This is a genomic window from Micromonospora sp. WMMD754, assembly GCF_049315235.1.
GTDB lineage: Bacteria > Actinomycetota > Actinomycetes > Mycobacteriales > Micromonosporaceae > Micromonospora > Micromonospora sediminicola.
In genome coordinates this window covers 1,104,618-1,128,483 of record NZ_CP186058.1, presented here as the reverse complement: position 1 = coordinate 1,128,483, position 23,866 = coordinate 1,104,618, and the positions used below count along the sequence as shown (strand labels likewise).

The window sequence follows — 23,866 nt, the reverse complement described above, 5'->3', positions numbered from 1 at the left end:
GTCACAGTGGCAGCACCTCACCCCCCGGTGTGAGGCACCTCGTCGGGCCCGCCGACCACGTGACGCGCTCTCCGCGCCGCTGCGTGGTCGTCGACCCTGCGCGGTGTCCTCGTCGAAGGGTGTGGCGCCCGGCGATCGGTACCCCTGGGGTGTCCCGATTTCCTCTGCGGTAAACCGGCGATCTGTGGTTCGGGTCGTCGGCGGTGTCACCCCCCCCAACGTGCGTGAAACCCACGACGGAACCAGGTTAGAAAGAGGAGGCCCCTCGGAATGAGAGTCTCGAAGCGGGCGAGCGGCGCCCTCGCGGTTGGCGCGGCATTCGCGCTCGTCGCGTCCGGCTGCTCCAGCGGGAACAGCGACGGTGGTGACGCCGGCGCCAGCAAGGACGGCGCCATCACGATCCACGGCGTGCAGCCGGAGAACCCTCTGGTTCCGGCCAACACCACCGAGACCGGTGGCGGCAAGATCATCGACATGATGTGGACGGGTCTCGTCGAGTACCCGAACAACGGCGGCGCGCCCCAGAACGCGCTGGCGGACACCATCGAGACCAAGGACTCGAAGGTGTTCAACATCAAGATCAAGCAGAACACCAAGTTCCACGACGGCACCCCGGTGAAGGCGAAGAACTTCGTCGACGCCTGGAACTGGGCCGCCTACTCGCCGAACGGCGCCGCCAACGGCTCCTTCTTCTCCGACATCCAGGGCTACGGCGACGTGGCCACCTCCGACCCGGACGGCGACGGCCCGCAGAAGGCCCCGCAGCCCAAGGTCGACAAGATGTCCGGCCTGAAGGTCGTCGACGACTGGACCTTCGAGGTCACCCTCGCCGCCCCGACCGCGGTCTTCCCGACCAAGCTCGGCTACAGCGCGTTCATGCCGCTGCCGGACGCCTTCTTCACCCAGAAGGCCGAGGACTTCGGCAAGAAGCCGATCGGCAACGGCCCGGTCAAGTTCGTGTCGTGGCAGGACAACGTCGAGATCAAGCTGACCCGCTTCGACGACTACACCCTGCGTGACAAGGTGAAGATCAAGGACGTCGGGATCAAGCTGTACCAGGACGAGAACGCCGCCTACAGCGACCTGATCTCCGGCAACCTGGACTTCATGGAGACGGTTCCGACCTCCGCGCTCGCCGGCGAGAAGTACAAGGCCGACCTCGGTGACCGGGCGCTGAACACCGTCACCCCGTCGACCGCGTTCATCGCCTTCCCGATCTACGACAAGCGGTTCGCGAACAAGGACCTGCGCAAGGCCGTCTCGCTGTCGATCGACCGGCAGGCGATCAGCGACAAGATCTTCTTCGGCACCCGCAAGCCGGCCGACAGCTGGGCCAACCCGCTGACCCCGGGCGCCCCGGCGGGCAACTGCACCTCCTGCAAGTTCGACCCGGCCCAGGCCAAGGAGCTGCTCGCCAAGGCCGGCGGCTTCACCGGTGAGATGGTCTTCTACTACAACGCCGACTCCAGCCACAAGGACTGGATGGAGGCCGTCGCGCAGCAGGTGAAGACCAACCTCAACATCAACGCGCGTGCCGAGGGTGTCCCCACCTTCGCGGTGTTCCGTCAGAACATCAACGCCTACAAGATGAAGGGCCCGTACCGCGCGGCCTGGCAGCAGGACTACCCGGACATCGAGAACTGGGTGAACCCGCTCTTCACCTCGACCGGCTCCTCGAACGACGGCAAGTACGTCAACCCGGCCGTGGACGCGGGCGCCAAGGAGGCCAGCGCCGCTGGCAGCCTGGAGGACTCGCACAAGAAGTTCGAAGAGGTTCTGAAGCTGGTCGACGAGGACGTCCCGACCATCCCGATCTACTTCTACGGCCAGCAGGCCGGCCACTCGGAGAAGATCAAGAAGCTCGAGCTCACCAACGTGGGCGAGCTGGACCTGAGCTCGGTCGAGCTCTGATCCGATCGGTCTGACCCCTGGGTCGGGCTCGCCGAACCCGGTGAGCCCGGCCCGGGGGCCGTTCCGCGACTGGGTGTCACCACGCCCACCCTCGCACCTGACCGCCATCCCGTGTCGGCGTACCGTCGTCCGACGCCCCCTGTTCCTGGAGGCCACCCCATGGGCCGTTATCTGGTGAGACGGCTACTCCAACTCGTGCCGGTCTTCATCGGCACGACGTTCCTGATCTACTGGCTCGTCTGGTCGGTGCCGGGCGACCCGTTCGCCGGCAAGTGCGGTGAGCGGCGCTGCCCGCAGCAGTACATCGACTTCATGACCGACAAGTACCACCTGGATCAGAACATCTTCGTCCAGTACTTCACGTACATGCAGAACCTGCTGCAGGGCGACTTCGGCGAGACGTTCAGCGGTCGGTCGATCAACGACATCATCCTGACGTCCTACCCGAACACCATGAAGCTGGCCGTCGTGGCGCTGGCGATCGAGGCGCTCATCGGCCTCACCGCCGGTGTGCTGACCGGCCTGCGGCGCAACGGCTTCCTGGACAACCTGGTGCTCGTCTCCACGCTGTTCCTGATCGCGCTGCCGGTCTTCGTGGTCGGCTTCGTGCTGCAGTGGCTGTTCGGCGTGAAGTGGGGCATCGTGACGCCGACGGTCTCCAGCGAGATGCGCCTCACGGAACTGATCATTCCGGGCTTCGTGCTGGGAAGCGCCTCGACGGCGTACATCGCCCGGGTCGCGCGCACCAGCATCGCCGAGAACCGGCGGTCGGACTACGTGCGCACCGCGATCGCCAAGGGCCTGCCGATGCGCCGGGTGGTCGGGGTGCACCTGCTGCGCAACTCGCTGATCCCGGTGGTCACGCTGCTCGGCACGGACCTGGGCGCCCTGATGGGTGGCGCGATCGTCACCGAGGGCATCTTCCAGATCAACGGAATCGGCCGACAGGTCTTCCGTTCGATCGTCACCAAGGAGAGCGCTACCGTTGTCTCCATCGTGATCGTGCTGGTGCTTGTCTACCTGCTGATGAACCTGCTGGTGGACCTGCTGTACGCAGCCCTGGACCCGAGGATCCGCTATGAGTGACCCCTCCACCGCATCGATCGTCAGCACCCCCCGTCCCGAGGAGCCGCGCGAGCTCGCGGCGCCGCCCGGCGCCGGGCAGCCCGAGGGCGCCCGCAAGGAGAAGCCGCGCGGCCTGCTCGGCGACGCCTGGCGCGACCTGCGTCGCAAGCCGCTCTTCTGGATTTCGGCGGCGTTCATCCTGCTGTTCATCGTGATGGCCGCCTTCCCGTCGCTGTTCAGCTCGGGTGACGCCGTCAACGGCGACCTGGCCCGCAGCCTCGGCAAGCCGTCGTCGGACGCCTGGTTCGGGTACGACGTGCAGGGCCGCGACGTGTACGCGCGCACCATCTACGGCGCCCGCGCCTCCATCGTCGTGGCGCTGCTGTCGGTGCTCGGCACGATGCTCATCGGCGGCGCCATGGGCATGATGTCCGGCTACCGCGGCGGCTGGGTCGACTCGCTGCTCTCCCGGATCGCGGACGTCTTCTTCGGCCTGCCGTTCGTGCTGGGCGCGATCGTCATCCTGACCACCTTCAACGGCTCGGGCAGCAGCAACAGCAAGGCCCAGATCATGTTCCTGGTGATCATGTCGCTGACGGTGCTGAGCTGGCCGGTGGTCATGCGGCTCATGCGCTCCTCGGTCCTCGCCACCCGGGAGGCCGACTACATCGTGGCGGCCCGCGCCCTGGGCGCGGGCACCGGCCGGATCGTGCTGAAGCACCTGCTGCCGAACTGCCTGGCCCCGCTGCTGGTCTACGGCACCATCATGGTCGGGTCGTTCATCGGCGCGGAGGCGACGCTGTCCTTCCTGGGCGTCGGCCTGAAGAGTCCGGTCGTGTCGTGGGGCATCATGATCAGCGAGGCGCAGAACTACATCCGTGTCGCGCCGTACCTGCTCTTCTTCCCTGCCGCGTTCCTCGTCGCGGCCGTGCTGAGCTTCGTGATGCTCGGCGAGGCGGTCCGCGAGGCCCTCGACCCGAAGCTCCGATAGGGGAACTGAGTTGTCCGACATTCTCGTGTCCGAGCAGTCCGCTCCGGGCGCCGACGGATCCGGCCGCCCCTCGGGCCGCCTGCTCGAGGTCGACGACCTGCGGGTGGAGTTCCGCACCAGGGACGGCGTCGCCAAGGTCATCAACGGGGTGACGTACCACGTCGACGCGGGGGAGACCCTCGCCGTGCTCGGCGAGTCCGGCTCCGGTAAGAGCGTCACCGCGCAGACCATCATGGGCATCCTGGACACCCCGCCCGGGTTCGTCACCGGCGGCCAGGTGCGCTTCCACGGCAAGGACATGCTCAAGATGTCCGCCGAGCAGCGGCGTCGGATCCGTGGCGAGGGCATCGCCATGATCTTCCAGGACTCGCTCTCGGCCCTCAACCCGGTTTTCACCGTCGGCTTCCAGATCGCGGAGCAGTTCCGCGTCCGTCGTGGCATGAGCCGCTCGGACGCCAAGAAGCGCGCGATCGAGATGCTCGACCAGGTGAAGATCCCGAACGCCAAGGGTCGGTTCAGCAACTACCCGCACCAGTTCTCCGGCGGTATGCGGCAGCGGGCGATGATCGCCATGTCGCTGGCGCTCGACCCGGAGGTGCTGATCGCGGACGAGCCGACCACCGCGCTGGACGTGACCGTGCAGGCCCAGATCATGGACCTGCTCGGCGAGCTCCAGCGGGAACGGCAGATGGGCATGATCTTGATCACCCACGACCTCGGCGTGGTCGCCGACGTCGCGGACCGGATCGCGGTCATGTACGCCGGCCGGATCGTCGAGGAAGCCGACGTCTACGACCTGTACGGCAAGCCCGCCCACCCGTACACGCTCGGCCTGCTCAACTCGATCCCGCGGATGGACGAGAAGGGGCAGGAGCTCCGGACCATCAAGGGGCTCCCGCCGAACCTGATGAACATCCCGTCGGGTTGCGCCTTCAACCCACGCTGCCCGATGGCGCAGCCGGTGTGCCGGGAGAAGGTGCCGCCGCTGCTGCAGCTGGGCAACGGCCGGGCCAGCGCCTGCCACTTCGCCGAGGAGCTCGTGAACCGTGACTGAGAACATCATCGAGGTCCGTGACCTGGTCAAGCACTACCCCGTGACCCGGGGCGTCGTGTTCAAGAAGACCATCGGGCACGTCAAGGCGGTCGACGGCGTCTCCTTCGACCTCAAGGCCGGCGAGACGCTCGGCGTGGTCGGCGAGTCCGGCTGCGGCAAGTCGACGCTCGCCCGGGTGCTGATGAACCTGGAGAAGCCGACCGCCGGTCAGGTGCTCTACAAGGGTCAGGACATCTCCAAGCTCTCCGGTGGCGCGCTGCGGCGGCTGCGCCGGCAGATCCAGCTGGTGATGCAGGACCCGTACACCTCGCTGAACCCCCGCATGACGGTGGGTGACCTGATCGGCGAGCCGTTCGAGATCCACTCCGAGGTGGCTCCGAAGGGCAGCCGGCGCGGCAAGGTCAAGGAGCTGCTCGACCTGGTCGGCCTCAACCCGGAGCACATCAACCGGTACCCGCACCAGTTCTCCGGCGGCCAGCGGCAGCGCATCGGCATCGCCCGGGCGCTGGCGCTGCGGCCCGAGGTGATCGTCTGCGACGAGCCGGTGTCGGCCCTGGACGTGTCCATCCAGGCGCAGGTGATGAACCTGCTGGAGCAGCTCCAGGCCGAGTTCGGCCTGTCGTACGTCTTCATCGCCCACGACCTGTCGGTCGTGCGTCACCTGTCCGACCGGGTCGCCGTCATGTACCTGGGCAAGATGGTGGAGATCGGCACCGAGGACGAGATCTACGAGCGGCCGACCCACCCGTACACCCAGGCGCTGCTGTCCGCGGTGCCGGTGCCGGACCCGACGCTGCGGGAGAGCAAGTCGATCATCCGGCTCCAGGGTGACGTCCCCTCGCCGGTCAGCCCGCCCTCGGGCTGCCGGTTCCGCACCCGGTGCTGGAAGGCGCAGGACCTCTGCGCCCAGGAGGTGCCGCTGCTCCAGATCCGGCCGGGCTCGGACCACCCGAGCGCCTGCCACTTCGCGGAGAAGCGGGAGATCGTCGCCACCCACGGCGCGGCCTGATCCGACCGGACCGCCTGCCCGCGTCAGCCGACGCGGGCAGGCGGTCCGTCGTATCCGGCGCCGGTCACAGCGGGCCGCGGCCGGCGCGCAGCAGCAGCAGCGCGAGCTGGGTGCCGTCGGCGCCCAGCTCGGAGCGGAAGCGCTCCAGGATCTCCCGCTCGCGGGAGAGCACCAGCCGGGTCCCGCCGGAGGCCATCCGGGTCGCGCCGACCTCCTGGGAGAGCGCGGCGCGCTCCTGCCAGAGCGCGATCAGCGTCCGGTCGATCTCGTCGATCCGTCGCCGGATCTCCCCGATCCGTTCGGCCGCCGCCGAGTCGTCGGTGCCGGTCCGGGCCGCCGCGGCGCCGGTCGGGTCACCACCGGCCGGCCGGTCGTGCCGCGCCAGGCTGCCGCTGGACTCCACCACGTCAGTCATCATCGTCGTCCCTCTCGGGGCTCGGACCCGGTACCCGGATCCCGGGACGGAAAAGCCCCGGGCTCGGGGAGCCCGGGGCGTTTCGTAGGTCTGAATGATCAGGCGCGACCCACGGCTGCCGGACTCCCGGTGCCGTAGTAAAAGAAGCGCTGATCGAACACGCCGTCGAGTATGCCGACCGGCGGGGCGGGCGCGCAAGGAAACCGGCCAACAGGTGGGACGTGACGACGCCCGCGCACCCGGGCGCGCGGGCGGGGAAGTGTCCGGCCGACGGCATAGACTCGGACTGCGATGCATCCTCTCTTCGACATTCCCGCGTCCCCGCCCGCGCCGGAGTCCCGGCCGACCCCGCCGCGCCGCTCCGGGGCCGCCCGGTCCGACCCGCAGGCCCTCCTCGACGGCCTGAACGGCCCCCAGCGGGACGCGGTGACCCATGCCGGCTCCCCGCTGCTGATCGTGGCCGGCGCCGGCTCCGGCAAGACCCGGGTGCTGACCAACCGGATCGCCTACCTGCTCGGCGCCCGGGACGTGCACCCCGGCGAGATCATCGCGATCACGTTCACCAACAAGGCCGCCGGCGAGATGAAGGAGCGGGTGGCCGCGCTGGTCGGCCCGCGCGCCCGGCTCATGTGGGTCTCCACGTTCCACTCGGCCTGCGTACGCATCCTGCGCGCCGAGCACGAGCACGCCGGCCTGAAGTCCACCTTCTCGATCTACGACGCCGACGACTCCCGGCGGCTGATGCAGATGGTCGCCCGCGAGCTGGACCTGGACCCGAAGCGCTATCCCGCCCGGGGCCTCGCCGCGCAGGTCTCCAACCTGAAGAACGAGCTGGTCGACCCCGAGGAGTTCGCCGGCCGGGCCAAGGGGCCGAACGAGCGGGCCCTGGCCGAGGCCTACACGCTCTACCAGCGGCGGCTGCGGGAGGCGCACGCACTCGACTTCGACGACCTGATCATGACGACGGTGCACCTGCTCCAGTCCCACCCGCACGTGGCGGAGAGCTACCGGCGCCGGTTCCGGCACGTGCTGGTGGACGAATACCAGGACACCAACCACGCCCAGTACGTGCTGATCAAGGAGCTGGTCTCCGGCACCGAGGGCGTCCCGCCGGCCGAGCTGTGCGTGGTCGGTGACGCCGACCAGTCGATCTACGCGTTCCGCGGCGCGACCATCCGCAACATCCTGGAGTTCGAGCGGGACTTCACCGACGCCCGCACGATCCTGCTGGAGCAGAACTACCGCTCGACCCAGACCATCCTCAACGCGGCCAACGCGGTGATCGACCGCAACACCTCGCGCAAGCCCAAGCGGCTGTGGAGCGACGCCGGCGCCGGCGAGCAGATCGTCGGCTACGTCGCCGACACCGAGCACGCCGAGGCGGACTGGGTGGCCCGGGAGATCGACCGGCTGGTCGACGGCGGCGACACCCGCCCGGGCGACGTGGCCGTCTTCTACCGCACCAACGCCATGTCGCGGGTGTTCGAAGAGGTCTTCATCCGGGTCGGCCTGCCCTACAAGGTGGTCGGCGGGGTGCGCTTCTACGAGCGCAAGGAGGTCCGCGACGCGCTGGCCTACCTGCGGGCGGTGGTTAACGACGACGACACGGTCAGCCTGCGCCGGATCCTCAACACCCCGCGCCGGGGCATCGGCGAGCGGGCCGAGGCCTGCGTCGAGGCGCTGGCGTCGCGGGACCGCGTCTCCTTCGGCGCCGCGTTGCGCCGCGCGAAGGCGGCGCCGGGGATCTCCACCCGGGCGGCCAACGGCATCGCCGAGTTCGTCGCGCTGCTCGACGAGGCGCGTGAGCTGGCCGCCACCGGCACCCCGGAGGAGGTGCTGGAGGCGCTGCTGACCCGCTCGGGCTACCTGGCCGAGCTGGAGGAGAGCCTCGACCCGCAGGACGCCGGCCGGGTGGACAACCTCCAGGAGCTGGTGAGCGTAGCCCGGGAATACACCGAGCGGATCGAGGCGCTGGGCGCCGACGACGAGCGGGCCACCCTGGCCGGTTTCCTGGAGCAGGTGGCGCTGGTCGCCGACGCCGACCAGATCCCCTCCGACGACCCGGACCATCAGGGTGTCGTCACGCTCATGACGCTGCACACGGCCAAGGGCCTGGAGTTCCCGGTGGTCTTCCTGACCGGCCTGGAGGACGGCGTCTTCCCGCACCTGCGCTCGCTCGGCGACACCCGCGAGCTGGAGGAGGAGCGGCGCCTGGCGTACGTGGGCATCACCCGGGCCCGGCAGCGCCTCTACCTGTCCCGGGCGGTCACCCGGTCGGCCTGGGGCGCGCCGGCCTACAACCCGCCGTCGCGGTTCCTGGAGGAGTTGCCGCCGGAGCTGGTCCGGTGGGAGCGCACCGAGGGCTCGTACACCTCGTGGGGCGGCGGTGGGGGCGGCGTCGGCGGCCGGGCGGACCGGATGGGCCGCGGCGGCTTCGCCGGTGGCACCCCGAAGGCGACCGAGCTGGCCAAGCGTCTGGGCGTGGACGCCAGCCGGTTGTCCACCGCCAGCGAGCTGAAGCAGGCGCCCAAGGTCTCGGCCGGCGACCGGGTCAACCACCAGCGCTACGGCCTGGGCCGGGTGCTGGCGGTGGAGGGCGCCGGCCCGGGCGCCCGGGCCCAGATCGACTTCGGCGACCAGACCATGTGGCTGGTGCTGCGGCACGCCCCGATCGACAAGCTCTGAACGGCGGGCGGGGCCCGGTCCGGCGTGCCGCCGGGCCGGGCCCCTCCTCGTGCGGTGGCCGTCAGCAGGCCACGTCGACGCCCCGGGCGCGCAGGAACGGCGCCGGGTCGATCTGGTTCCACATCGCGCCCTTGTGCACCTCGAAGTGCAGGTGCGGTCCGGTCGCGTCACCGGTCGCGCCCTCGTAGCCGATGACCTGGCCGGCCTTGACCTTGTCGCCGACGTCGACGAGGAGCCGGCTCTGGTGCGCGTAGTGGGTCAGGTAGCCGTTGTGGTGGTCGACGAAGACCGAGTTGCCGTAACCGTCACCGACGTCGCCGGCCTTGACCACGGTGCCCGCGGCGGCGGCCCGGATCGGCGTGCCGGCGGGCATGGCGAAGTCGATGCCCGCGTGCAGGGTTCCCCACCGCGGCCCGTAGCAGGAGGTGATCCCGGCGCCCTTCATCGGGATGACCCAGCCGGGCTTCGGCGCGGCCTTCTTCTTCGGCTTCGGCTTCGCCGTCTTCCTCGGCTTCGGGGTGGCCGCGCTCGGGCTGGGGGACGGGCTGGCCGGGGTGGCGGACGGCGTGACGGGACTGACCGACTCCCGGGCCGAGCGGTCGGCGCGGGCGGCGTCCTCCGCGCGTGCCCGCGCGTCGAAGTCGACCGCCGCCGGCACCGGGGTCGGTTCGTCGGTGGTCGCGACCACGACGCCGCCGAGGCCGAGCCCGAGCAGGGCCACCGCGCCGGTGACCAGGTATGCGGTGCGCCGTGCCCGGCGGGGGCGCCGGTGCCGGGCGGGGGCGATGTCCGGGGTGTTGCCGTTCGGGGTGGGACTGCTGTGTTGCACGGGGACCTTCACCAGTCGAGGGGCACGTGACCTCGAAATACTGGTGTCAGCGGCGGGGCGGCCGGGCCGTCGGGTGTCCCGGCCGGGCCGGTCCGCGCCGGCGTCCTGCCCGGGTTGACGCCGGTTGGGCGGTTCCTCGGAAGAGACGATCACCGGCCTGTGTGGGCCCGCTCACATCCGCGCCTGTGATCCAGCAGACTTGCCGACAAACGAAACCGCCCGGATCGCGGGATCCGGGCGGTTGTCGGGCGGTGCGGAGGGTCAGGACGCGGCTACGTCGCCGTAGAGTGCCTCGGTTTCGAGCTTGATGTCCACTCCGCGCTCCTGGAGCCACGGCACCGGGTCCAGCGGCTGGCCGTTGACATGGACCTCGAGGTGCAGGTGGGAGCCGTAGGAGTGACCGGTGTTGCCGACCAGGCCGAGCTGGTCGCCGGCCTTGACCTCCTGGCCCTCCTTGACGGTCACCGCGGAGGAGTGGCCGTAGATGGCCTCGCTGCCGTCGGAGTGCTTGACGATCACCGCGTAGCCGTAGCCGCCGAACCAGCCGGCCTTGGTGACCGTGCCGGAGTGGATGGCCTTGTAGGGCGTGCCCTCGGGCGCGACCAGGTCGATGCCGGTGTGCAGCTTGCCCCAGCGCACGCCGTAGGGCGACTTGAAGTCGTAGCCGTGCAGGGGGAGGAGCCAGGGGTCCTGCTCGCTCGCGGCGGCGTCGGTCGACCGGTCGTCACGGGTGGCGCGGTCGGCGCTGTCGGCCCGGGCCGCGGCGTCCTGGCTGGCGACCGAGGCCTGCCGGAGCTCGTCGAGGACCGAGGGGCTGACGCTCTTGGCGTCGGGGAGGGCGTTCGCGCCGAGGGCGACGATGCCGGCGCCGACGAAGGCGGTGGTGACGACCGCCGCGTAGCGGCTCCGCGGGGGGGTGGGTACGCGGCGACGGCCGCGATATCGATCGGGCTCAGACGACAGGCGCTGGCGCACGCACACCCTCCGTTGTCGGGGATCCGATGCGACTCCGGACCGTTCGGTGAAGCTCCGCCGAACCTCCGGTGTCGCGTCGTCACCCGTCCGTGGACCTGATGACAACCGTGGACACGTTAGCCAACCGCCACTCCTGTCACAAGCCGAAGCGCCGAACTGGCGTTTCGTTATGTCCAATTTCATCCGAGCTTGTCATATCTCGTGCCGCTGGTCGGATGGCCCGTCCACTGTCCGTTCGTCGCGGACAGTGACCGATCGGCGGAGGTGTCCGACTTCCGGCGTGCGAGGTCGGGCGGTAGTGCGCGGCCCGGCTTCCCGCCCCGCGCCCGGCCGGGTTACCGTTCGTTCAGGTCAGCAGTGCCGGTGCCGGTGAAAGGTGTGCGCAGATGAGCTCTCGAATCCGGGTCGTCGTCGCGAAGCCCGGCCTGGACGGCCACGACCGGGGCGCGAAGGTCGTCGCCCGTGCCCTGCGCGACGCGGGCATGGAGGTCATCTACACCGGCCTGCACCAGACGCCCGAGCAGATCGTCGAGACGGCCATCCAGGAGGACGCGGACGCGGTCGGTCTCTCCGTGCTCTCCGGCGCGCACATGACCCTGTTCAAGCGGGTCCTCGAACTGCTCGCCGAGCGCGAGGCGGCGGACATCGTGGTCTTCGGCGGCGGCATCATCCCCGAGGCCGACATCCCGGAGCTGGAGCGGCTCGGCGTCGCGAAGATCTTCACCCCGGGTGCGACCACCGGGTCGATCGTCGACTGGGTGCGGGAGAACGTCGCCCAGCCGGTCGGCTGACCGGCCGGTCTCCGCGGGCCCGGTTCCGAATCCGGGCAGGGGGAGGGGCCGGACGCACCCCTCACACGCCCGGCCCCTCTATGCACGATGCCCCGCCGCCACCCCTCGACCGACAGGGCATCGGCCGCTCCCGCCGTCGCGCTTGACCAGCGCTCCGACATCAGACTCAACGACGCCCCCGACGGGGGGTTACGCCCGGCTCCGGACATCCCCCGGACGGCTGACGCCGCGCGCTCCGGCGGCCCCCGTCCGTCGCCCGGCCGCCCGACTCGGCGACGGCGGCTGTGCATTACCGCACACCGCGCACCCGCTCGGTTGCCGCTGGTTCCCATCTCGTTAGGCTGCGGCAAATGGCCTGTCTCTTCTGATGACAGGCGTCAAACTGATTTTCCAACGCTGGTGGCGGCGCGACGGCGCGCCGCGGAGACGGGACGGGACGCGCAATCGTGGACCTGTACGAGTACCAGGGGCGGGACCTGTTCGAGCGGCACGGCTTGCCCGTGCTCGCCGGCGGCGTCGCCACTACCCCGGAGGAGGCCCGCGCGATCGCCGAACGCCTCGGCGGTCGGGTGGTCGTCAAGGCGCAGGTGAAGGTCGGCGGCCGCGGCAAGGCCGGCGGCGTGAAGCTGGCCGAGGGCGCGGAGGAGACGGTGGCCCGGGCCACCGACATCCTCGGCATGGACATCAAGGGTCACACCGTCCACAAGGTCATGATCACGGTGACCGCGGACGTGGCCGAGGAGTACTACTTCTCGTACCTGCTCGACCGGGCGAACCGCACCTTCCTCTGCATCGCCAGCGTCGCCGGCGGCATGGACATCGAGCAGGTCGCCGCCGAGACCCCGGACCGGGTCGTCAAGGCGCCGATCGACGCCAACACCGGCGTCGACGAGGCGAAGGCGCGCGAGATCGTCACCGCGGCCGGCTTCCCGGCCGAGATCGCCGACCAGGTCGTCGACGTCGCGGTCAAGCTGTGGCAGGCGTTCGTCGCCGAGGACGCCACGCTGGTCGAGGTGAACCCGCTGGCCACCACCAAGGACGGCAAGCTGCTGCTCCTGGACGCCAAGGTCACCCTGGACGAGAACGCCGGGTTCCGGCACCCGGACCACGAGGCCCTGGTCGACCAGGCGTCGGTGGACCCGCTGGAGCAGGCCGCCAAGGCCAAGGACCTCAACTACGTCAAGCTCGACGGCGAGGTCGGCATCATCGGCAACGGCGCGGGCCTGGTCATGTCCACGCTCGACGTGGTCGCGTACGCCGGTGAGCGGCACGGCGGCGTCAAGCCGGCCAACTTCCTCGACATCGGCGGCGGCGCGAGCGCCGAGGTGATGGCGAACGGCCTGGAGATCGTCCTCTCCGACCCGTCGGTGAAGAGCGTCTTCGTCAACGTGTTCGGCGGCATCACCGCGTGCGACGCGGTCGCCAACGGCATCGTGCAGGCGCTGGCGCTGCTCGAGCAGCGCGGCGAGAAGGCCACCAAGCCGCTCGTGGTCCGCCTCGACGGCAACAACGCCGAGGCCGGTCGGGCCATCCTCGACGGCGCGGCCAACCCGCTCATCCAGCGGGTCGACACCATGGACGGCGCGGCCGAGCGGGCCGCCGAGCTGGCAGCTGCGGGGGTCTGACAATGGCTATCTGGCTGACCAAGGACTCCAAGGTCATCGTGCAGGGGATGACCGGTTCCGAGGGTTCCAAGCACACCCGGCGGATGCTCGCCGCGGGCACCACCGTCGTCGGCGGCGTCAACCCGCGCAAGGCCGGCACCACCGTCGACTTCGACGGCACCGAGCTGCCCGTCTTCGCCTCCGTCGCGGACGCGATGAAGGAGACCGGCGCCGACGTCACGGTCATCTTCGTGCCGCCGCAGTTCACCAAGGCCGCCGTGGTCGAGGCGATCGACGCCGGCATCGACCTGGCCGTGGTGATCACCGAGGGCGTGCCGGTGCACGACACCGCCGCGTTCTGGGCGTACAACGTGGCCCAGGGCGAGCGGACCCGGATCATCGGCCCGAACTGCCCGGGCATCGCCTCGCCGGGCGCGTCCAACGCCGGCATCATCCCGGCCGACATCACCGGCTCCGGCCGGATCGGCCTGGTCAGCAAGAGCGGCACGCTGACCTACCAGATGATGTACGAGCTGCGCGACATCGGCTTCTCCACCTGCGTCGGCATCGGTGGTGACCCGATCATCGGCACCACCCACATCGACGCGCTGGCCGCCTTCGAGGCGGACCCGGAGACCGACGCCATCGTCATGATCGGTGAGATCGGCGGCGACGCCGAGGAGCGCGCGGCCGAGTTCATCAAGGCCAACGTCACCAAGCCGGTGGTCGGCTACATCGCCGGCTTCACCGCCCCGCCCGGCAAGACCATGGGTCACGCCGGCGCGATCATCTCCGGCTCGGCCGGCACCGCCGACGCGAAGAAGGCGGCGCTGGAGGCGGTCGGCGTCAAGGTCGGCAAGACCCCGACCGAGACCGCCAAGCTCATGCGGGAGATCATGTCGGGCCGCTGAGCGGTCGCACGACGTGCCGAGGGGGTCGACCGGTCCGGTCGGCCCCCTCACGCTCAGCGGTACCAGTACGGGTAGTAGTAGCTGCCCCGGGCCCGCACGATGGCGCTGGCCACGATGTTGACGACGCCGAACGCGATGGCCAGCCAGCCGAGCACCGGTGACTTGCCGTTGCGCCGCGCGTCGCGGATGGACAACCAACCGAAGACGATGCCCAGGATGCCGCAGCAGAGCAGGCCGAGCACGATGCCGAGAACGCCCCAGAGCGTGGTCCGGTCCCGGCCGGCGGCCGGTGGCGGCGGTGGCGGCGGATACGGAGCGTTCACGGCTTCCTCCGAGCGGTCGGTGCCGCGACAGGAAAGGTCGCGCCTGAAGCCGAGGCTAGACGGATCACCACCGCCGATCCGGGGGTTCGGCGAACTCGCCGCGGTATCGGACTGCCGTCCTTCGTGCGGCGTGCCAGAGTAGACGCGATGTCACGTGTCACCCCTGACCAGCCCCGCCGCTCGGCCGCCGGTCCCGGCGCCGGTGCCCGGCCGCCCGGCCGTGCCCGCCCCGGTGTCCGCGTGCCGGCGCCCCGGGCGGGCGAGCCGTCCCGCAGCCGGGCGCCGCTGCCCGTCGCCGCCGGGGTGGCCGCGCTCTGGGCCGCGGTGACCTCCTGGCTGCCGGTCACCGTGGTGCTCGGCCTGGCCCAGCTCAGCGAGGACGCCGGCTCGCTCGGCGGGGCGCTCCGCGCCGGCCTCGCCGGCTGGCTGCTCGGGCACGGGGTGCCGCTGCAGACCGCGGCCGGGCCGCTCGGCCTGGCGCCGCTCGCGCTGAGCGCGCTCGTCGTCTGGCGGCTCACCCGCGCCGGGGTGCACGTCAGCCGCGCCGTCGGGGCCCGCGGCGGCGGCTCGCCCCGGCAGGCGCTCACCGTCGCGGTCGCCGTCGCCGTCGGGTACGCGCTGCTCGGCGCGATCGCCGCGATCGCCGTCGGCGCGGGCGGCCTGCGGGTCTCCCCGGTCACCGCCGCGCTCACGTTCGCCGCGTTCGCCGCCCCGGCCGCCCTGGTCGGCGCACTGCGCACCACCGGGGTGTGGGGGCTGCTGGCGCGGCGCTGCCCGCCGGCCGTGCGGGACGGGCTGCGCACCGGCCTGGTCGCGGCGCTGCTGCTGTGCGGCGCGGGCGCCGGCGCGGCCGGGCTGGCGGTGGCCACCGGCGGCGGCGACGCGGCCGACATGATCGGGGCCTACCGCACCGGGGTGGCCGGTCAGGCCGGCATCACGCTGGTCAGCCTCGCCTACGCGCCGAACGCCACCGCCTGGTCGGTCAGCTACCTGCTCGGTCCCGGGTTCGCCGTCGGCACGGACACCGCCGTGCGCACCAGCGAGGTGTCGGTCGGCGCGCTGCCGGCCGTACCACTGCTCGCCGGCCTGCCGCGCGGGCCGGTGGACGGGCTCGGGTCGGGGCTGCTCGCGGTGCCCGTGCTGGCCGCGATGGCGGCCGGCTGGCTGCTCGCCCGGAGGCTGCTACGGGTGGCGGCCGAGGAGCGGGCCGAGGTCGGGTGGGCGGCGCTGCTGGTGCCGGCGGCGCTCGCCGGGCCGGTCGCCGGCGCGCTGCTGGGGCTGGTCGCGGCGGCCTCGGGCGGCCCGCTCGGCGGTGGTCGGCTCGCCGAGATCGGTCCGTCGCCCTGGCCGGTGGCCGGCGTGGCCACCCTGGTGATCGCCGTGGGCGCGGCGCTCGGCGCCGCCGCCACCCGCACCCTGACCCGTCCCACCGCCCCGCCGTCCCGCCCGGCGCCCCCGCCCCGCGCAACCCCCGCCGCCCGCTGACCCCGCCCGTCCGGGAGGTGGGCCGGGAACGCGCGAGGGGGCGCCCGGCGGTCGCCGGACGCCCCCTGCACGAAGCCGGTCAGGAACCGAAGTTGCCCATGTTGATCGCGGCGCCGGCGATGGCGCTGATGATGCCGACGACCACACCGACACCACCGCAGATCAGGGCGGCCTTGGCCTGGCCCGGGTTGCTGGCCTCGCCCGCCTGGACCTTCTTCTGACCCATCACGCCGAGCACGATGCCGACGATGCCGGCCGGCACACCCAGCAGCGGGCAGCACAGGCCGAGCACGATCGAGGCGATGCCGACGATCATGCCGATGAGGCCCATGGTGTTGTTCTGTCCCTGCCCCTGGCCCGGGCCGGCCGGGTAGCCGGCGGCCGGGTACTGCGGCGCGGCGCCGTACGGCTGCTGCTGCTGCGCGTACGGGTCCTGCCCGTAGGGCTGGCCGGAGGTGGGCTGGCCGTAGGGCTGACCCGAGGTCGGCTGCTGCCCGTACTGCGGCGCCTGCGGCGGCTGGGCGTACGGGTCGTGCGGCTGTGCGGTCGGGTCCTGGTTCGGCTGCTGGCCGTACGGGTCCTGACCGGGGTATCCGGGCTGCATCGAGGTGCTCCTCAAACTGGGGGTCCATGGTCGGGTGCGCACGGCACCGGGCGACGGCAGCGTATCGTGTCGCCGCCATCGGGGAGATCACCAGCGGCGCGCCCGCCCGCGGACGGGACGCCCGGAGGGCACCGATAGGGTTGTCCGCGTGACCGAGCCCGCGTCCGTCGCCCGCCTCGTCGTCCTCGTCTCCGGTTCCGGCAGCAACCTCCAGGCGCTGCTGGACGCCGCCGCCGACCCCGGATACGGGGCCCGGGTGGTGGCCGTGGGCGCCGACCGGGACGGCATCGCCGGCCTGGACCGGGCCGCCGCGGCCGGCGTGCCGTCGTTCGTCGAGCGCGTCAAGGACCACCCGACCCGTGCCGACTGGGACAAGGCCCTCACCGCCCGCGTCGCCGAGCACCGGCCCGACCTGGTCATCAGCGCGGGCTTCCTGAAGCTGGTCGGTCCGGAGTTCCTCACCGCGTTCGGCGACCGCTACCTGAACACGCACAACACGCTGCTGCCGGCGTTCCCCGGCATCCACGGCCCCCGCGACGCGCTGGCGTACGGCGTGAAGGTCACCGGGGCCACGCTGTTCTTCGTCGACGCCGGGATGGACACCGGCCCGATCGTCGCCCAGGTCGCCGTTCCGGTGCTGGACGACGACGACGAGGAGACGCTCACCGAGCGCATCAAGTCCGCCGAGCGCCGCCAGCTCGTCGAGCAGGTCGGCCGCCTGGTCCGTGAAGGTTGGACGATCACCGGCAGAAAGGTCACCATCCCGTGAGCACCACTCAGGACGCCCGCCCGATCCGGCGTGCGCTGGTCAGCGTCTACGACAAGACCGGCCTGGTCGAGCTGGCCCGGGCCCTGCACGAGGCGGGCGTGGAGATCGTCTCGACCGGCAGCACCGCGTCGACGATCTCCGGCGCGGGCGTGCCGGTGACGCCGGTCGAGCAGGTCACCGGCTTCCCGGAGATCCTCGACGGACGGGTCAAGACCCTGCACCCGAAGATCCACGGTGGCCTCCTCGCCGACCTGCGCAAGGATGCGCACGCCGCGCAGCTCGACGAGCACGGCATCGCCGGGATCGACCTGCTGGTCTCCAACCTCTACCCGTTCCAGGCCACCGTCGCCTCCGGTGCCGGCCTCGACGAGTGCGTCGAGCAGATCGACATCGGCGGGCCGGCCATGGTCCGGGCCGCCGCGAAGAACCACGCCTCGGTGGCGGTGGTGACCGACCCGGCCGCGTACCCGGCGGTGCTCGCCGCGCTCGCCGACGGCGGCTTCACCCTGGCCCAGCGGCGCGCGCTCGCCGCTCGCGCGTTCGCCGACATCGCCGACTACGACGTGGCCGTGGCCGACTGGTTCGCCTCCACGGTGGCCCCGGCGGAGGACGGGTGGCCGCGGTTCGCCGGGTCGGCGCTGCGCCGCCAGGCCGTGCTGCGCTACGGCGAGAACCCGCACCAGACGGCGGCCCTCTACACCGACCCGGGCGCGCCGGCCGGCCTGGCCCAGGCCGAGCAGCTGCACGGCAAGGAGATGTCCTACAACAACTACGTGGACGCGGACGCCGCCTGGCGGGCCGCGCACGACTTCCCCGACCAGCCCGCGGTGGCGATCATCAAGCACGCCAACCCGTGCGGCATCGCGGTCGGCGCGGACGTGGCCGAGGCGCACCGCAGGGCGCACGCCTGCGACCCGGTCTCCGCCTTCGGCGGGGTGATCGCGGTGAACCGACCGGTGAGCGTGGAGCTGGCCGGGCAGGTCGCGGAGATCTTCACCGAGGTGCTGGTGGCGCCGGGCTACGACGAGGGCGCGCTGGAGCTGCTGCGGGCCAAGAAGAACATCCGGCTGCTGCGGGCGCCCGCGTTCGCCCCCCGACCGGCCGAGTGGCGGCAGGTCGGCGGCGGCGTGCTGGTGCAGATGCGGGACGCGGTCGACGCGCCCGGCGACGACCCGGCCAACTGGACGCTGGCCACCGGCGACGCGGCCGACGAGGCCACGCTGCGCGACCTGGCGTTCGCCTGGCGGGCGGTACGCGCGGTGAAGAGCAACGCGATCCTGCTGGCCCGCGACGGCGCCACCGTCGGCGTCGGGATGGGCCAGGTCAACCGGGTCGACTCGGCGCGGCTGGCGGTCAGCCGGGCCGGCGACGAACGGGCGCGGGGCTCGGTCTGCGCCTCGGACGCGTTCTTCCCGTTCGCCGACGGGCCGAAGATCCTCATCGACGCGGGCGTCCGGGCGATCGTGCAGCCCGGCGGCTCGATCCGCGACGAGGAGACCATCGCGGCCTGCAAGGAGGCCGGCGTGACCATGTACCTGACCGGCACCCGGCACTTCTTCCACTAGGGCCCGGTTCCCGGGGGTCGAGCGGACCCCGCAGAGGGACGGTTCAGATCTGAGCGATATACCTCAGAGGCATATTCATGACTCTGAGGTATATCGCTTCACACGCCCCGGTCCCGCCGGCCGCGACACGCCGGCAGGGCCGGTGGCGGAACGCACCGGCTCCAGGTGGCCCCGCCGTCCGTGCGCCGTTGCCGGCCGCCCTGGCCGGTTGCTAGCGTGTGCCCGGCGACAACGATCGACCGTCTCCACTGTCCATGAGCCCCGGCAGGTGTGCCATGCACGTACGCGACCGGTTGACCGCCGTCGTCGTCACGTTGGCATTCGTCCTGACCGCGTTCGGCGCCGCCGTCGGCCTGCCCGCCCTCGGCCCGAGCGCCGTCGGGCCGTCCGCCGCCGGTCCGTCCGCCGCCGGTCCGTCCGCCGCCGGGCCGTCCGCCGCCGGTCCGGCCGATGCCGGCCCGGGTGCCGCCGTACCCGCCCGGGGCTGCCGGGCCCGGCCGGTCGCGTCGCTCGGCGCGTACCCGCAACGGCCGTGCGCGGAGTTGTCCGGCGGGTGGTGGGGTGAGCGGCGCGGCGGCCTCGCCTACGGCGACGGGCCCGACGAACCGCTCCCGGCCGCGCCGCCGAGCGTCGCCGGCCCGATCGTGTCGGCGCGGCTCGTTCCCGACCGCCGGCCGCCGGCCCGACCGCTGCCGCCGCCCGGCGTGCCGGCGGCGCGTGCGCCGCCCACCGCCTGAGCCGCGCCGGAGCCTGCCGCGTCGACCCGGCGGCACCGCCGCTGCCCGCCGTCGCCCACGGGGGCGCGCCTCACGCACCCCGTCCGCGTCTCGCCGAGGCCTCGTCCCCACTTCCTCCGGGGGACGGGGCCTCAGACGTCCGGGCGCACCTCGGCGAAGTGACAGGCGCTGGGGTGCGGGTCCGCGGCCCGGGGCACCGTCTGCGGGTCCTGGGTGGCGCAGACCTCCTCCGCCTTCCAGCACCGGGTGCGGAACCGGCAGCCCGACGGCGGGTCGGCCGGACTCGGCACGTCCCCGCTGAGCCGGATGATGCTCCGCTCCGTACGGGCCTCCGGGTCGGGCACCGGCACCGCCGAGAGCAACGCCTGGGTGTACGGGTGAGTGGCCCGCCGGTAGATCTGCTCCTCGGTGCCGATCTCGACGATCCGGCCCAGGTACATCACCGCCACCCGGTCGGAGATGTGCCGGACCACCGACAGGTCGTGGGCGATGAAGATGTACGAGAGCCCGAACTCGTCCTGGAGCTGCTCCAGCAGGTTGATCACCTGGGCCTGGATGGAGACGTCCAGGGCCGACACCGGTTCGTCGCACACGATGATCTCGGGTCGCAGGGCGAGCGCGCGGGCGATGCCGATGCGCTGCCGCTGACCGCCGGAGAACTGGTGCGGATAGCGGTTCAGGTGCTCCGGGTTGAGCCCGACCACGTCCAGCAGCTCCCGGACCCGCTGCCGCCGGCTGCCCTTCGGGGCGGCCTCGGGGTGGATCGCGAACGGCTCGCCGATGATGTCGCCGACCGTCATCCTCGGGTTCAGCGAGGTGTACGGGTCCTGCATCACCATCTGCATGTTCCGGCGCAGCCGGCGCAGCTCCGACCCGGACGCCCGGAACAGGTCCTTCCCCTCCAACGTGGCCCGGCCGGAGGTCGGCGTCTCCAACCGCATCAGCAACCGGGCCAGGGTCGACTTGCCGCAGCCGGACTCGCCCACCACCCCGAGCGTCTCGCCACGGCGCAGCTCGAAGCTCACCCCGTCGACCGCCCGTATCGCGCCGATCTGCCGCTTGAACAGCACCCCCTGGGTGATCGGAAAGTGCTTCACCAGGTCGTCGACGGCGAGGACGGTCTCGCCCCGGACCTTGGTGGAGTCAGCCGGCGCGGTCATCGTGGACCTCCTGCGCGAAGTGGCACGCGCTGGTCCGGCCGTCGCCGAGCACGAGGTCGTGCGGCACCTCGTCGACGCAGACCTGCTGCGCGTACGGGCAGCGGGGATGGAACGGGCAGCCGGAGGGGATCCGCATCAGGTTCGGCGGCAGCCCCCGGATCGTGGACAGCGCCCGGCCGCGCACGTCGAGCCGGGGGATCGACTCCAGCAACCCCTTCGTGTACGGGTGGGCCGGCGCCCGGTACAGCGAGCGGACGTCGGCGTGCTCGACGATCCGGCCGGCGTACATGACCGCGATCCGGTCCGCCACGCCGGCCACCACGCCGAGGTCGTGGGTGATCAGGATGAGCGCCATGCCCAGGTCGCGCCGCAGGTCGGCCAGGAGGTCCATGATCTGGGCCTGCACGGTGACGTCGAGCGCGGTGGTGGGCTCGTCGGCGATCAGCACCTTGGGGTCCAGCGCCAGCGCCATGGCGATCATGACGCGCTGCCGCATGCCGCCGGAGAACTGGTGCGGGTAGTCGCCCAGCCGGTTCGCCGCGGCCGGGATGCGGACCAGGTCCATCAGCTCGACGGCGCGTCGGCGCGCGTCGGCCCGGGACAGCCCGGCCCGCTCGCGCAGCGACTCACCGATCTGCCAGCCGACCGGGAAGACCGGGTTCAACGCCGACAGCGCGTCCTGGAAGATCATCGCGATCTCTGTGCCGCGTACCTGCCGGCGCTCCTCCTCGGAGCGGGTGAGCAGGTCCCGCCCCTGGTAGAGGATCTGACCACCGCGTACGTGCGCCGGTGGGGTGTCCAGGATGCCCATGATCGCCTGGGCGGTGACCGACTTGCCGGAGCCCGACTCGCCGAGCACGGCCAGCGTCTCGCCGGCGTCCAGGTGATAGGTCACCCCGTTGATCACCCGGGCCACGCCCTCCCGGGTGCGGAACTCGACGTGCAGGTCCCGTACCTCCAGCAGGTGCCCGCCGGGCGGGGTGGGGGAGGCCGGCGTGGGCCGGACCGCGTTCTGGGTCATCAGGAAGTCACCGGAGCTTCGGGTCGAAGGCGTCGCGGACCGCGTCGCCGAGCATGATGAAGGCGAGCACGGTCAGCGCGAGGAAGACCGACGGCACGATCAGCGGGGTCGCCGACTCCCGCATGTGCACCCGCCCGGCGTCGATGTCGATGCCCCAGGAGATGGTCGGCGCCTTCAGGCCGATGCCGAGGAAGCTCAGCGTCGCCTCGGCCGCGATGAACGAGCCGAGCGCGATGGTGAGCACCACGATGGCCGGGGCGAGCGCGTTCGGCAGGATGTGCCGCCACATGATCCGGCCGTTGCCGGCGCCGAGCATCCGGGCGGCGGCCACGTAGTCCTGCTCCCGGGCGGTGATGACCGAGGAACGGACCACCCGGGCCGCGGTGGTCCAGCCGAGCAGCGCCAGCACCAGGATGACCGCGAAGAGCCGGACCGTCTCGCCGCTGGTGCTCACCCGCTTGAGCAGCACGATCGCGGCCAGCAGCAGCGGGATGCCGAGCACGATGTCGATCACCCGGGAGAGCACCGCGTCGACCCACCCGCCGAAGAAGCCGGCGAGCATGCCGACGACGAGCGCGATCACGCCGGTGATCAGCGCGGAGAACGCGCCCACCAGCAGCGAGGCCCGGGCGCCGTAGACCGCCCGGGCGAACGTGTCGCAGCCCTGGAAGTCGTACCCGAAGATGGCCCCGCCGGACGGTCCGGCGTGCTGCCGGGAGAGCACGCAGTCGCGCGGGTCGTTCGCGGTGAACAGCCCGGGGAAGGCGGCCATCGCGGCGACCAGCACGACCAGCAGCAGGCTGACCCAGAAGACCGGGTTGCGGCGCAGGTCCCGCCAGGCGTCGCCGGCCAGGCTGCGCGACCGTCCCGGCCGGCCGGCCCGGTCGGGGGTCCCGGGCTCGCCGGAGACGCCCCGCCGCGCCGACTGGTCCTCCGTCGCCGCCACGCTCTCGAAGTCACTCATAGCGGATCCTCGGGTCGAGTACGGCGTAGAGCACGTCCACCACCAGGTTGGACAGCAGGTAGACCACGACGAGCACGCTGACGATGCCCACCACCAGCGGGCCGTCCTCGGTGCGGATGCCGCGGAACAGGTTGAAGCCGACGCCGGGGATGTTGAACACGCCCTCGGTGATGATCGCGCCGCTCATCAGGTTGCCCAGTTCCACGCCGAGGAAGGTGACCACCGGGATGAGCGAGTTGCGCAGCACGTGCACGCCGACGATCCGCCGCCGGACCAGGCCCTTCGCGCGGGCGGTGCGGACGTAGTCGGCGCGCAGGTTCTCGGTGACCGAGGTCCGAGTCAGCCGCAGGGCGGTGGCCAGCGAGAGCGAGCCGAGCACGATGCCGGGCAGCAGCAGCGCCCAGAAGGAGGGCTGGGCGCCGGCGGTGGGCGGGAAGATCGGCCAGCGTACGCCGAGGAAGTACTGCGCCAGCGGGGCGAGCACGATGGTGGGGATGCCGAGCACCAGCAGCGTCAGCACCAGCGTGGCGTGGTCGAAGACGCCGGCGCGCCGGATGGCCGCGAGCACGCCGGCGGTGACCCCGAAGATCACGGTCACGGCCAGCGCGATCAACGCCAGCTTCACGGTGACCGGCCAGGCGGCGGCGAGGATGTCACTGATCTGCCGTCCGGTCAGCGACTGGCCGAGGTCGCCCCGGACCAGGCCGCCGAGGTAGTTGACGTAGCGGTAGAAGAAGCCGCCGACGCCGGTCGCGTCCAGGTGGTACTTCTCGGTCAGGTAGGCCCGCTGGGCCGCGGTGACCGGCCGCTCCCCGGCGAGCGCCTGGATCGGGTCACCCTGCCCGGCGAACATCAGCGCGTAGACGATCAGCGTGGTCCCGAAGAAGGCGAGGACCATCTGGAGCAGCCGCCGCAGGATGAACCGGAACATGCTGGCAAGTCTGCCGAAACGGGGCGAACTACGTGCCAATGCGAGGGCCGGGCCACCCGGTGGGGGT

Annotated in this window: 22 protein-coding genes; 13 read left to right on the top strand and 9 right to left on the bottom strand. The window is 71.8% G+C overall.

The genetic code is table 11. From position 1 onward, the window contains the following. The first annotated feature begins 270 nt into the window (after positions 1-270). From ACN27B_RS05275 to ACN27B_RS05255, 5 genes are all read left to right on the top strand, one after another. Positions 271-1,911 carry a peptide ABC transporter substrate-binding protein gene (locus tag ACN27B_RS05275; RefSeq protein ID WP_099163698.1) on the top strand — a complete coding sequence of 547 codons (1,641 nt, stop codon included), beginning with the start codon at positions 271-273 and terminating at the stop codon, positions 1,909-1,911. Positions 1,912-2,070: 159 nt separating this feature from the next. Then, positions 2,071-2,997 (top strand): ABC transporter permease, encoded by a 927-nt coding sequence (locus ACN27B_RS05270; RefSeq protein WP_099163699.1) that lies wholly within the window; start codon positions 2,071-2,073, stop codon positions 2,995-2,997. Continuing rightward, complete coding sequence (locus ACN27B_RS05265) at positions 2,990-3,967, top strand: ABC transporter permease (RefSeq protein WP_099163700.1); 978 nt, start codon at positions 2,990-2,992, stop codon at positions 3,965-3,967. Before ACN27B_RS05270 ends, ACN27B_RS05265 begins: the two co-directional genes overlap by 8 nt. Before the next feature lie 25 nt (positions 3,968-3,992). Continuing rightward, complete coding sequence (locus ACN27B_RS05260) at positions 3,993-5,021, top strand: ABC transporter ATP-binding protein (RefSeq protein WP_099163701.1); 1,029 nt, start codon at positions 3,993-3,995, stop codon at positions 5,019-5,021. Beyond that, on the top strand, positions 5,014-6,030 hold the full coding sequence (locus tag ACN27B_RS05255; RefSeq protein WP_099163702.1) for an ABC transporter ATP-binding protein: 1,017 nt from the start codon (positions 5,014-5,016) through the stop codon (positions 6,028-6,030). Before ACN27B_RS05260 ends, ACN27B_RS05255 begins: the two co-directional genes overlap by 8 nt. A gap of 64 nt (positions 6,031-6,094) precedes the next feature. Here ACN27B_RS05255 and ACN27B_RS05250 read toward each other — a convergent pair whose 3' ends face one another. Next, positions 6,095-6,448, bottom strand: coding sequence for a chorismate mutase (locus ACN27B_RS05250; RefSeq protein WP_091570427.1), 354 nt, complete (start codon positions 6,446-6,448; stop codon positions 6,095-6,097). A gap of 288 nt (positions 6,449-6,736) precedes the next feature. Between ACN27B_RS05250 and pcrA the strand changes: the two genes are divergently transcribed. Continuing rightward, a complete protein-coding gene (gene pcrA / locus ACN27B_RS05245) occupies positions 6,737-9,130 on the top strand; it encodes a DNA helicase PcrA (RefSeq protein WP_422743730.1) in 2,394 nt (797 codons plus the stop codon). Between the two features lie 61 nt (positions 9,131-9,191). On the opposite strand, the gene ACN27B_RS05240 is transcribed toward pcrA, so the two are convergent. Together ACN27B_RS05240 and ACN27B_RS05235 are read right to left on the bottom strand one after the other, a co-directional pair. Then, positions 9,192-9,959 (bottom strand): M23 family metallopeptidase, encoded by a 768-nt coding sequence (locus ACN27B_RS05240; RefSeq protein WP_422743726.1) that lies wholly within the window; start codon positions 9,957-9,959, stop codon positions 9,192-9,194. 261 nt (positions 9,960-10,220) lie between these two features. Next, the gene (locus tag ACN27B_RS05235) at positions 10,221-10,934 is read right to left on the bottom strand and encodes a M23 family metallopeptidase (protein WP_091570434.1); all 714 of its coding nucleotides are present in this window, start codon (positions 10,932-10,934) and stop codon (positions 10,221-10,223) included. A gap of 386 nt (positions 10,935-11,320) precedes the next feature. On the opposite strand from ACN27B_RS05235, the gene ACN27B_RS05230 reads away from it, so the two are divergent. The 3 genes from ACN27B_RS05230 to sucD all read left to right on the top strand — a co-directional run bounded on the left by ACN27B_RS05230 (position 11,321) and on the right by sucD (position 14,240). Further along, positions 11,321-11,725 (top strand): cobalamin B12-binding domain-containing protein, encoded by a 405-nt coding sequence (locus tag ACN27B_RS05230; RefSeq protein ID WP_091570437.1) that lies wholly within the window; start codon positions 11,321-11,323, stop codon positions 11,723-11,725. A gap of 446 nt (positions 11,726-12,171) precedes the next feature. Further along, on the top strand, positions 12,172-13,350 hold the full coding sequence (gene sucC / locus ACN27B_RS05225; RefSeq protein WP_091570441.1) for an ADP-forming succinate--CoA ligase subunit beta: 1,179 nt from the start codon (positions 12,172-12,174) through the stop codon (positions 13,348-13,350). Positions 13,351-13,352: 2 nt separating this feature from the next. Next, complete coding sequence (gene sucD, locus ACN27B_RS05220; RefSeq protein WP_091570445.1) at positions 13,353-14,240, top strand: succinate--CoA ligase subunit alpha; 888 nt, start codon at positions 13,353-13,355, stop codon at positions 14,238-14,240. A gap of 53 nt (positions 14,241-14,293) precedes the next feature. Here the strand turns inward: sucD and ACN27B_RS05215 are convergent, their stop codons facing one another. After that, a complete protein-coding gene (locus tag ACN27B_RS05215) occupies positions 14,294-14,563 on the bottom strand; it encodes a DUF4190 domain-containing protein (RefSeq protein ID WP_355519521.1) in 270 nt (89 codons plus the stop codon). Between the two features lie 147 nt (positions 14,564-14,710). Between ACN27B_RS05215 and ACN27B_RS05210 the strand changes: the two genes are divergently transcribed. Continuing rightward, positions 14,711-16,048, top strand: coding sequence for a DUF6350 family protein (locus tag ACN27B_RS05210; protein ID WP_099163706.1), 1,338 nt, complete (start codon positions 14,711-14,713; stop codon positions 16,046-16,048). 79 nt (positions 16,049-16,127) lie between these two features. On the opposite strand, the gene ACN27B_RS05205 is transcribed toward ACN27B_RS05210, so the two are convergent. Then, positions 16,128-16,652: a DUF4190 domain-containing protein gene (locus ACN27B_RS05205; protein WP_091570460.1), complete on the bottom strand. Its 525-nt coding sequence runs from the start codon at positions 16,650-16,652 to the stop codon at positions 16,128-16,130. Between the two features lie 148 nt (positions 16,653-16,800). Here ACN27B_RS05205 and purN point away from each other — a divergent pair, with 148 nt between their 5' ends. The 3 genes from purN to ACN27B_RS05190 all read left to right on the top strand — a co-directional run bounded on the left by purN (position 16,801) and on the right by ACN27B_RS05190 (position 19,723). Beyond that, positions 16,801-17,421 (top strand): phosphoribosylglycinamide formyltransferase, encoded by a 621-nt coding sequence (gene purN / locus ACN27B_RS05200; RefSeq protein WP_091570465.1) that lies wholly within the window; start codon positions 16,801-16,803, stop codon positions 17,419-17,421. Beyond that, positions 17,418-18,986 carry a bifunctional phosphoribosylaminoimidazolecarboxamide formyltransferase/IMP cyclohydrolase gene (gene purH / locus ACN27B_RS05195; protein WP_099163707.1) on the top strand — a complete coding sequence of 523 codons (1,569 nt, stop codon included), beginning with the start codon at positions 17,418-17,420 and terminating at the stop codon, positions 18,984-18,986. Before purN ends, purH begins: the two co-directional genes overlap by 4 nt. Before the next feature lie 275 nt (positions 18,987-19,261). Beyond that, positions 19,262-19,723 (top strand): hypothetical protein, encoded by a 462-nt coding sequence (locus tag ACN27B_RS05190; RefSeq protein ID WP_422743721.1) that lies wholly within the window; start codon positions 19,262-19,264, stop codon positions 19,721-19,723. 131 nt (positions 19,724-19,854) lie between these two features. On the opposite strand, the gene ACN27B_RS05185 is transcribed toward ACN27B_RS05190, so the two are convergent. Genes ACN27B_RS05185 through ACN27B_RS05170 form a run of 4 tightly spaced genes read right to left on the bottom strand, consistent with a single transcriptional unit; the run spans position 19,855 to position 23,799 of the window. Next, positions 19,855-20,883: an ABC transporter ATP-binding protein gene (locus ACN27B_RS05185; protein WP_098747266.1), complete on the bottom strand. Its 1,029-nt coding sequence runs from the start codon at positions 20,881-20,883 to the stop codon at positions 19,855-19,857. Next, complete coding sequence (locus tag ACN27B_RS05180) at positions 20,867-21,904, bottom strand: ABC transporter ATP-binding protein (RefSeq protein ID WP_098747265.1); 1,038 nt, start codon at positions 21,902-21,904, stop codon at positions 20,867-20,869. The genes ACN27B_RS05185 and ACN27B_RS05180 overlap by 17 nt, the downstream gene beginning before the upstream one ends. A 7-nt stretch (positions 21,905-21,911) precedes the next feature. Beyond that, the gene (locus tag ACN27B_RS05175; protein ID WP_099163710.1) at positions 21,912-22,868 is read right to left on the bottom strand and encodes an ABC transporter permease; all 957 of its coding nucleotides are present in this window, start codon (positions 22,866-22,868) and stop codon (positions 21,912-21,914) included. Continuing rightward, positions 22,861-23,799: an ABC transporter permease gene (locus ACN27B_RS05170; protein ID WP_091570490.1), complete on the bottom strand. Its 939-nt coding sequence runs from the start codon at positions 23,797-23,799 to the stop codon at positions 22,861-22,863. Before ACN27B_RS05170 ends, ACN27B_RS05175 begins: the two co-directional genes overlap by 8 nt. Positions 23,800-23,866: the final 67 nt, after the last annotated feature.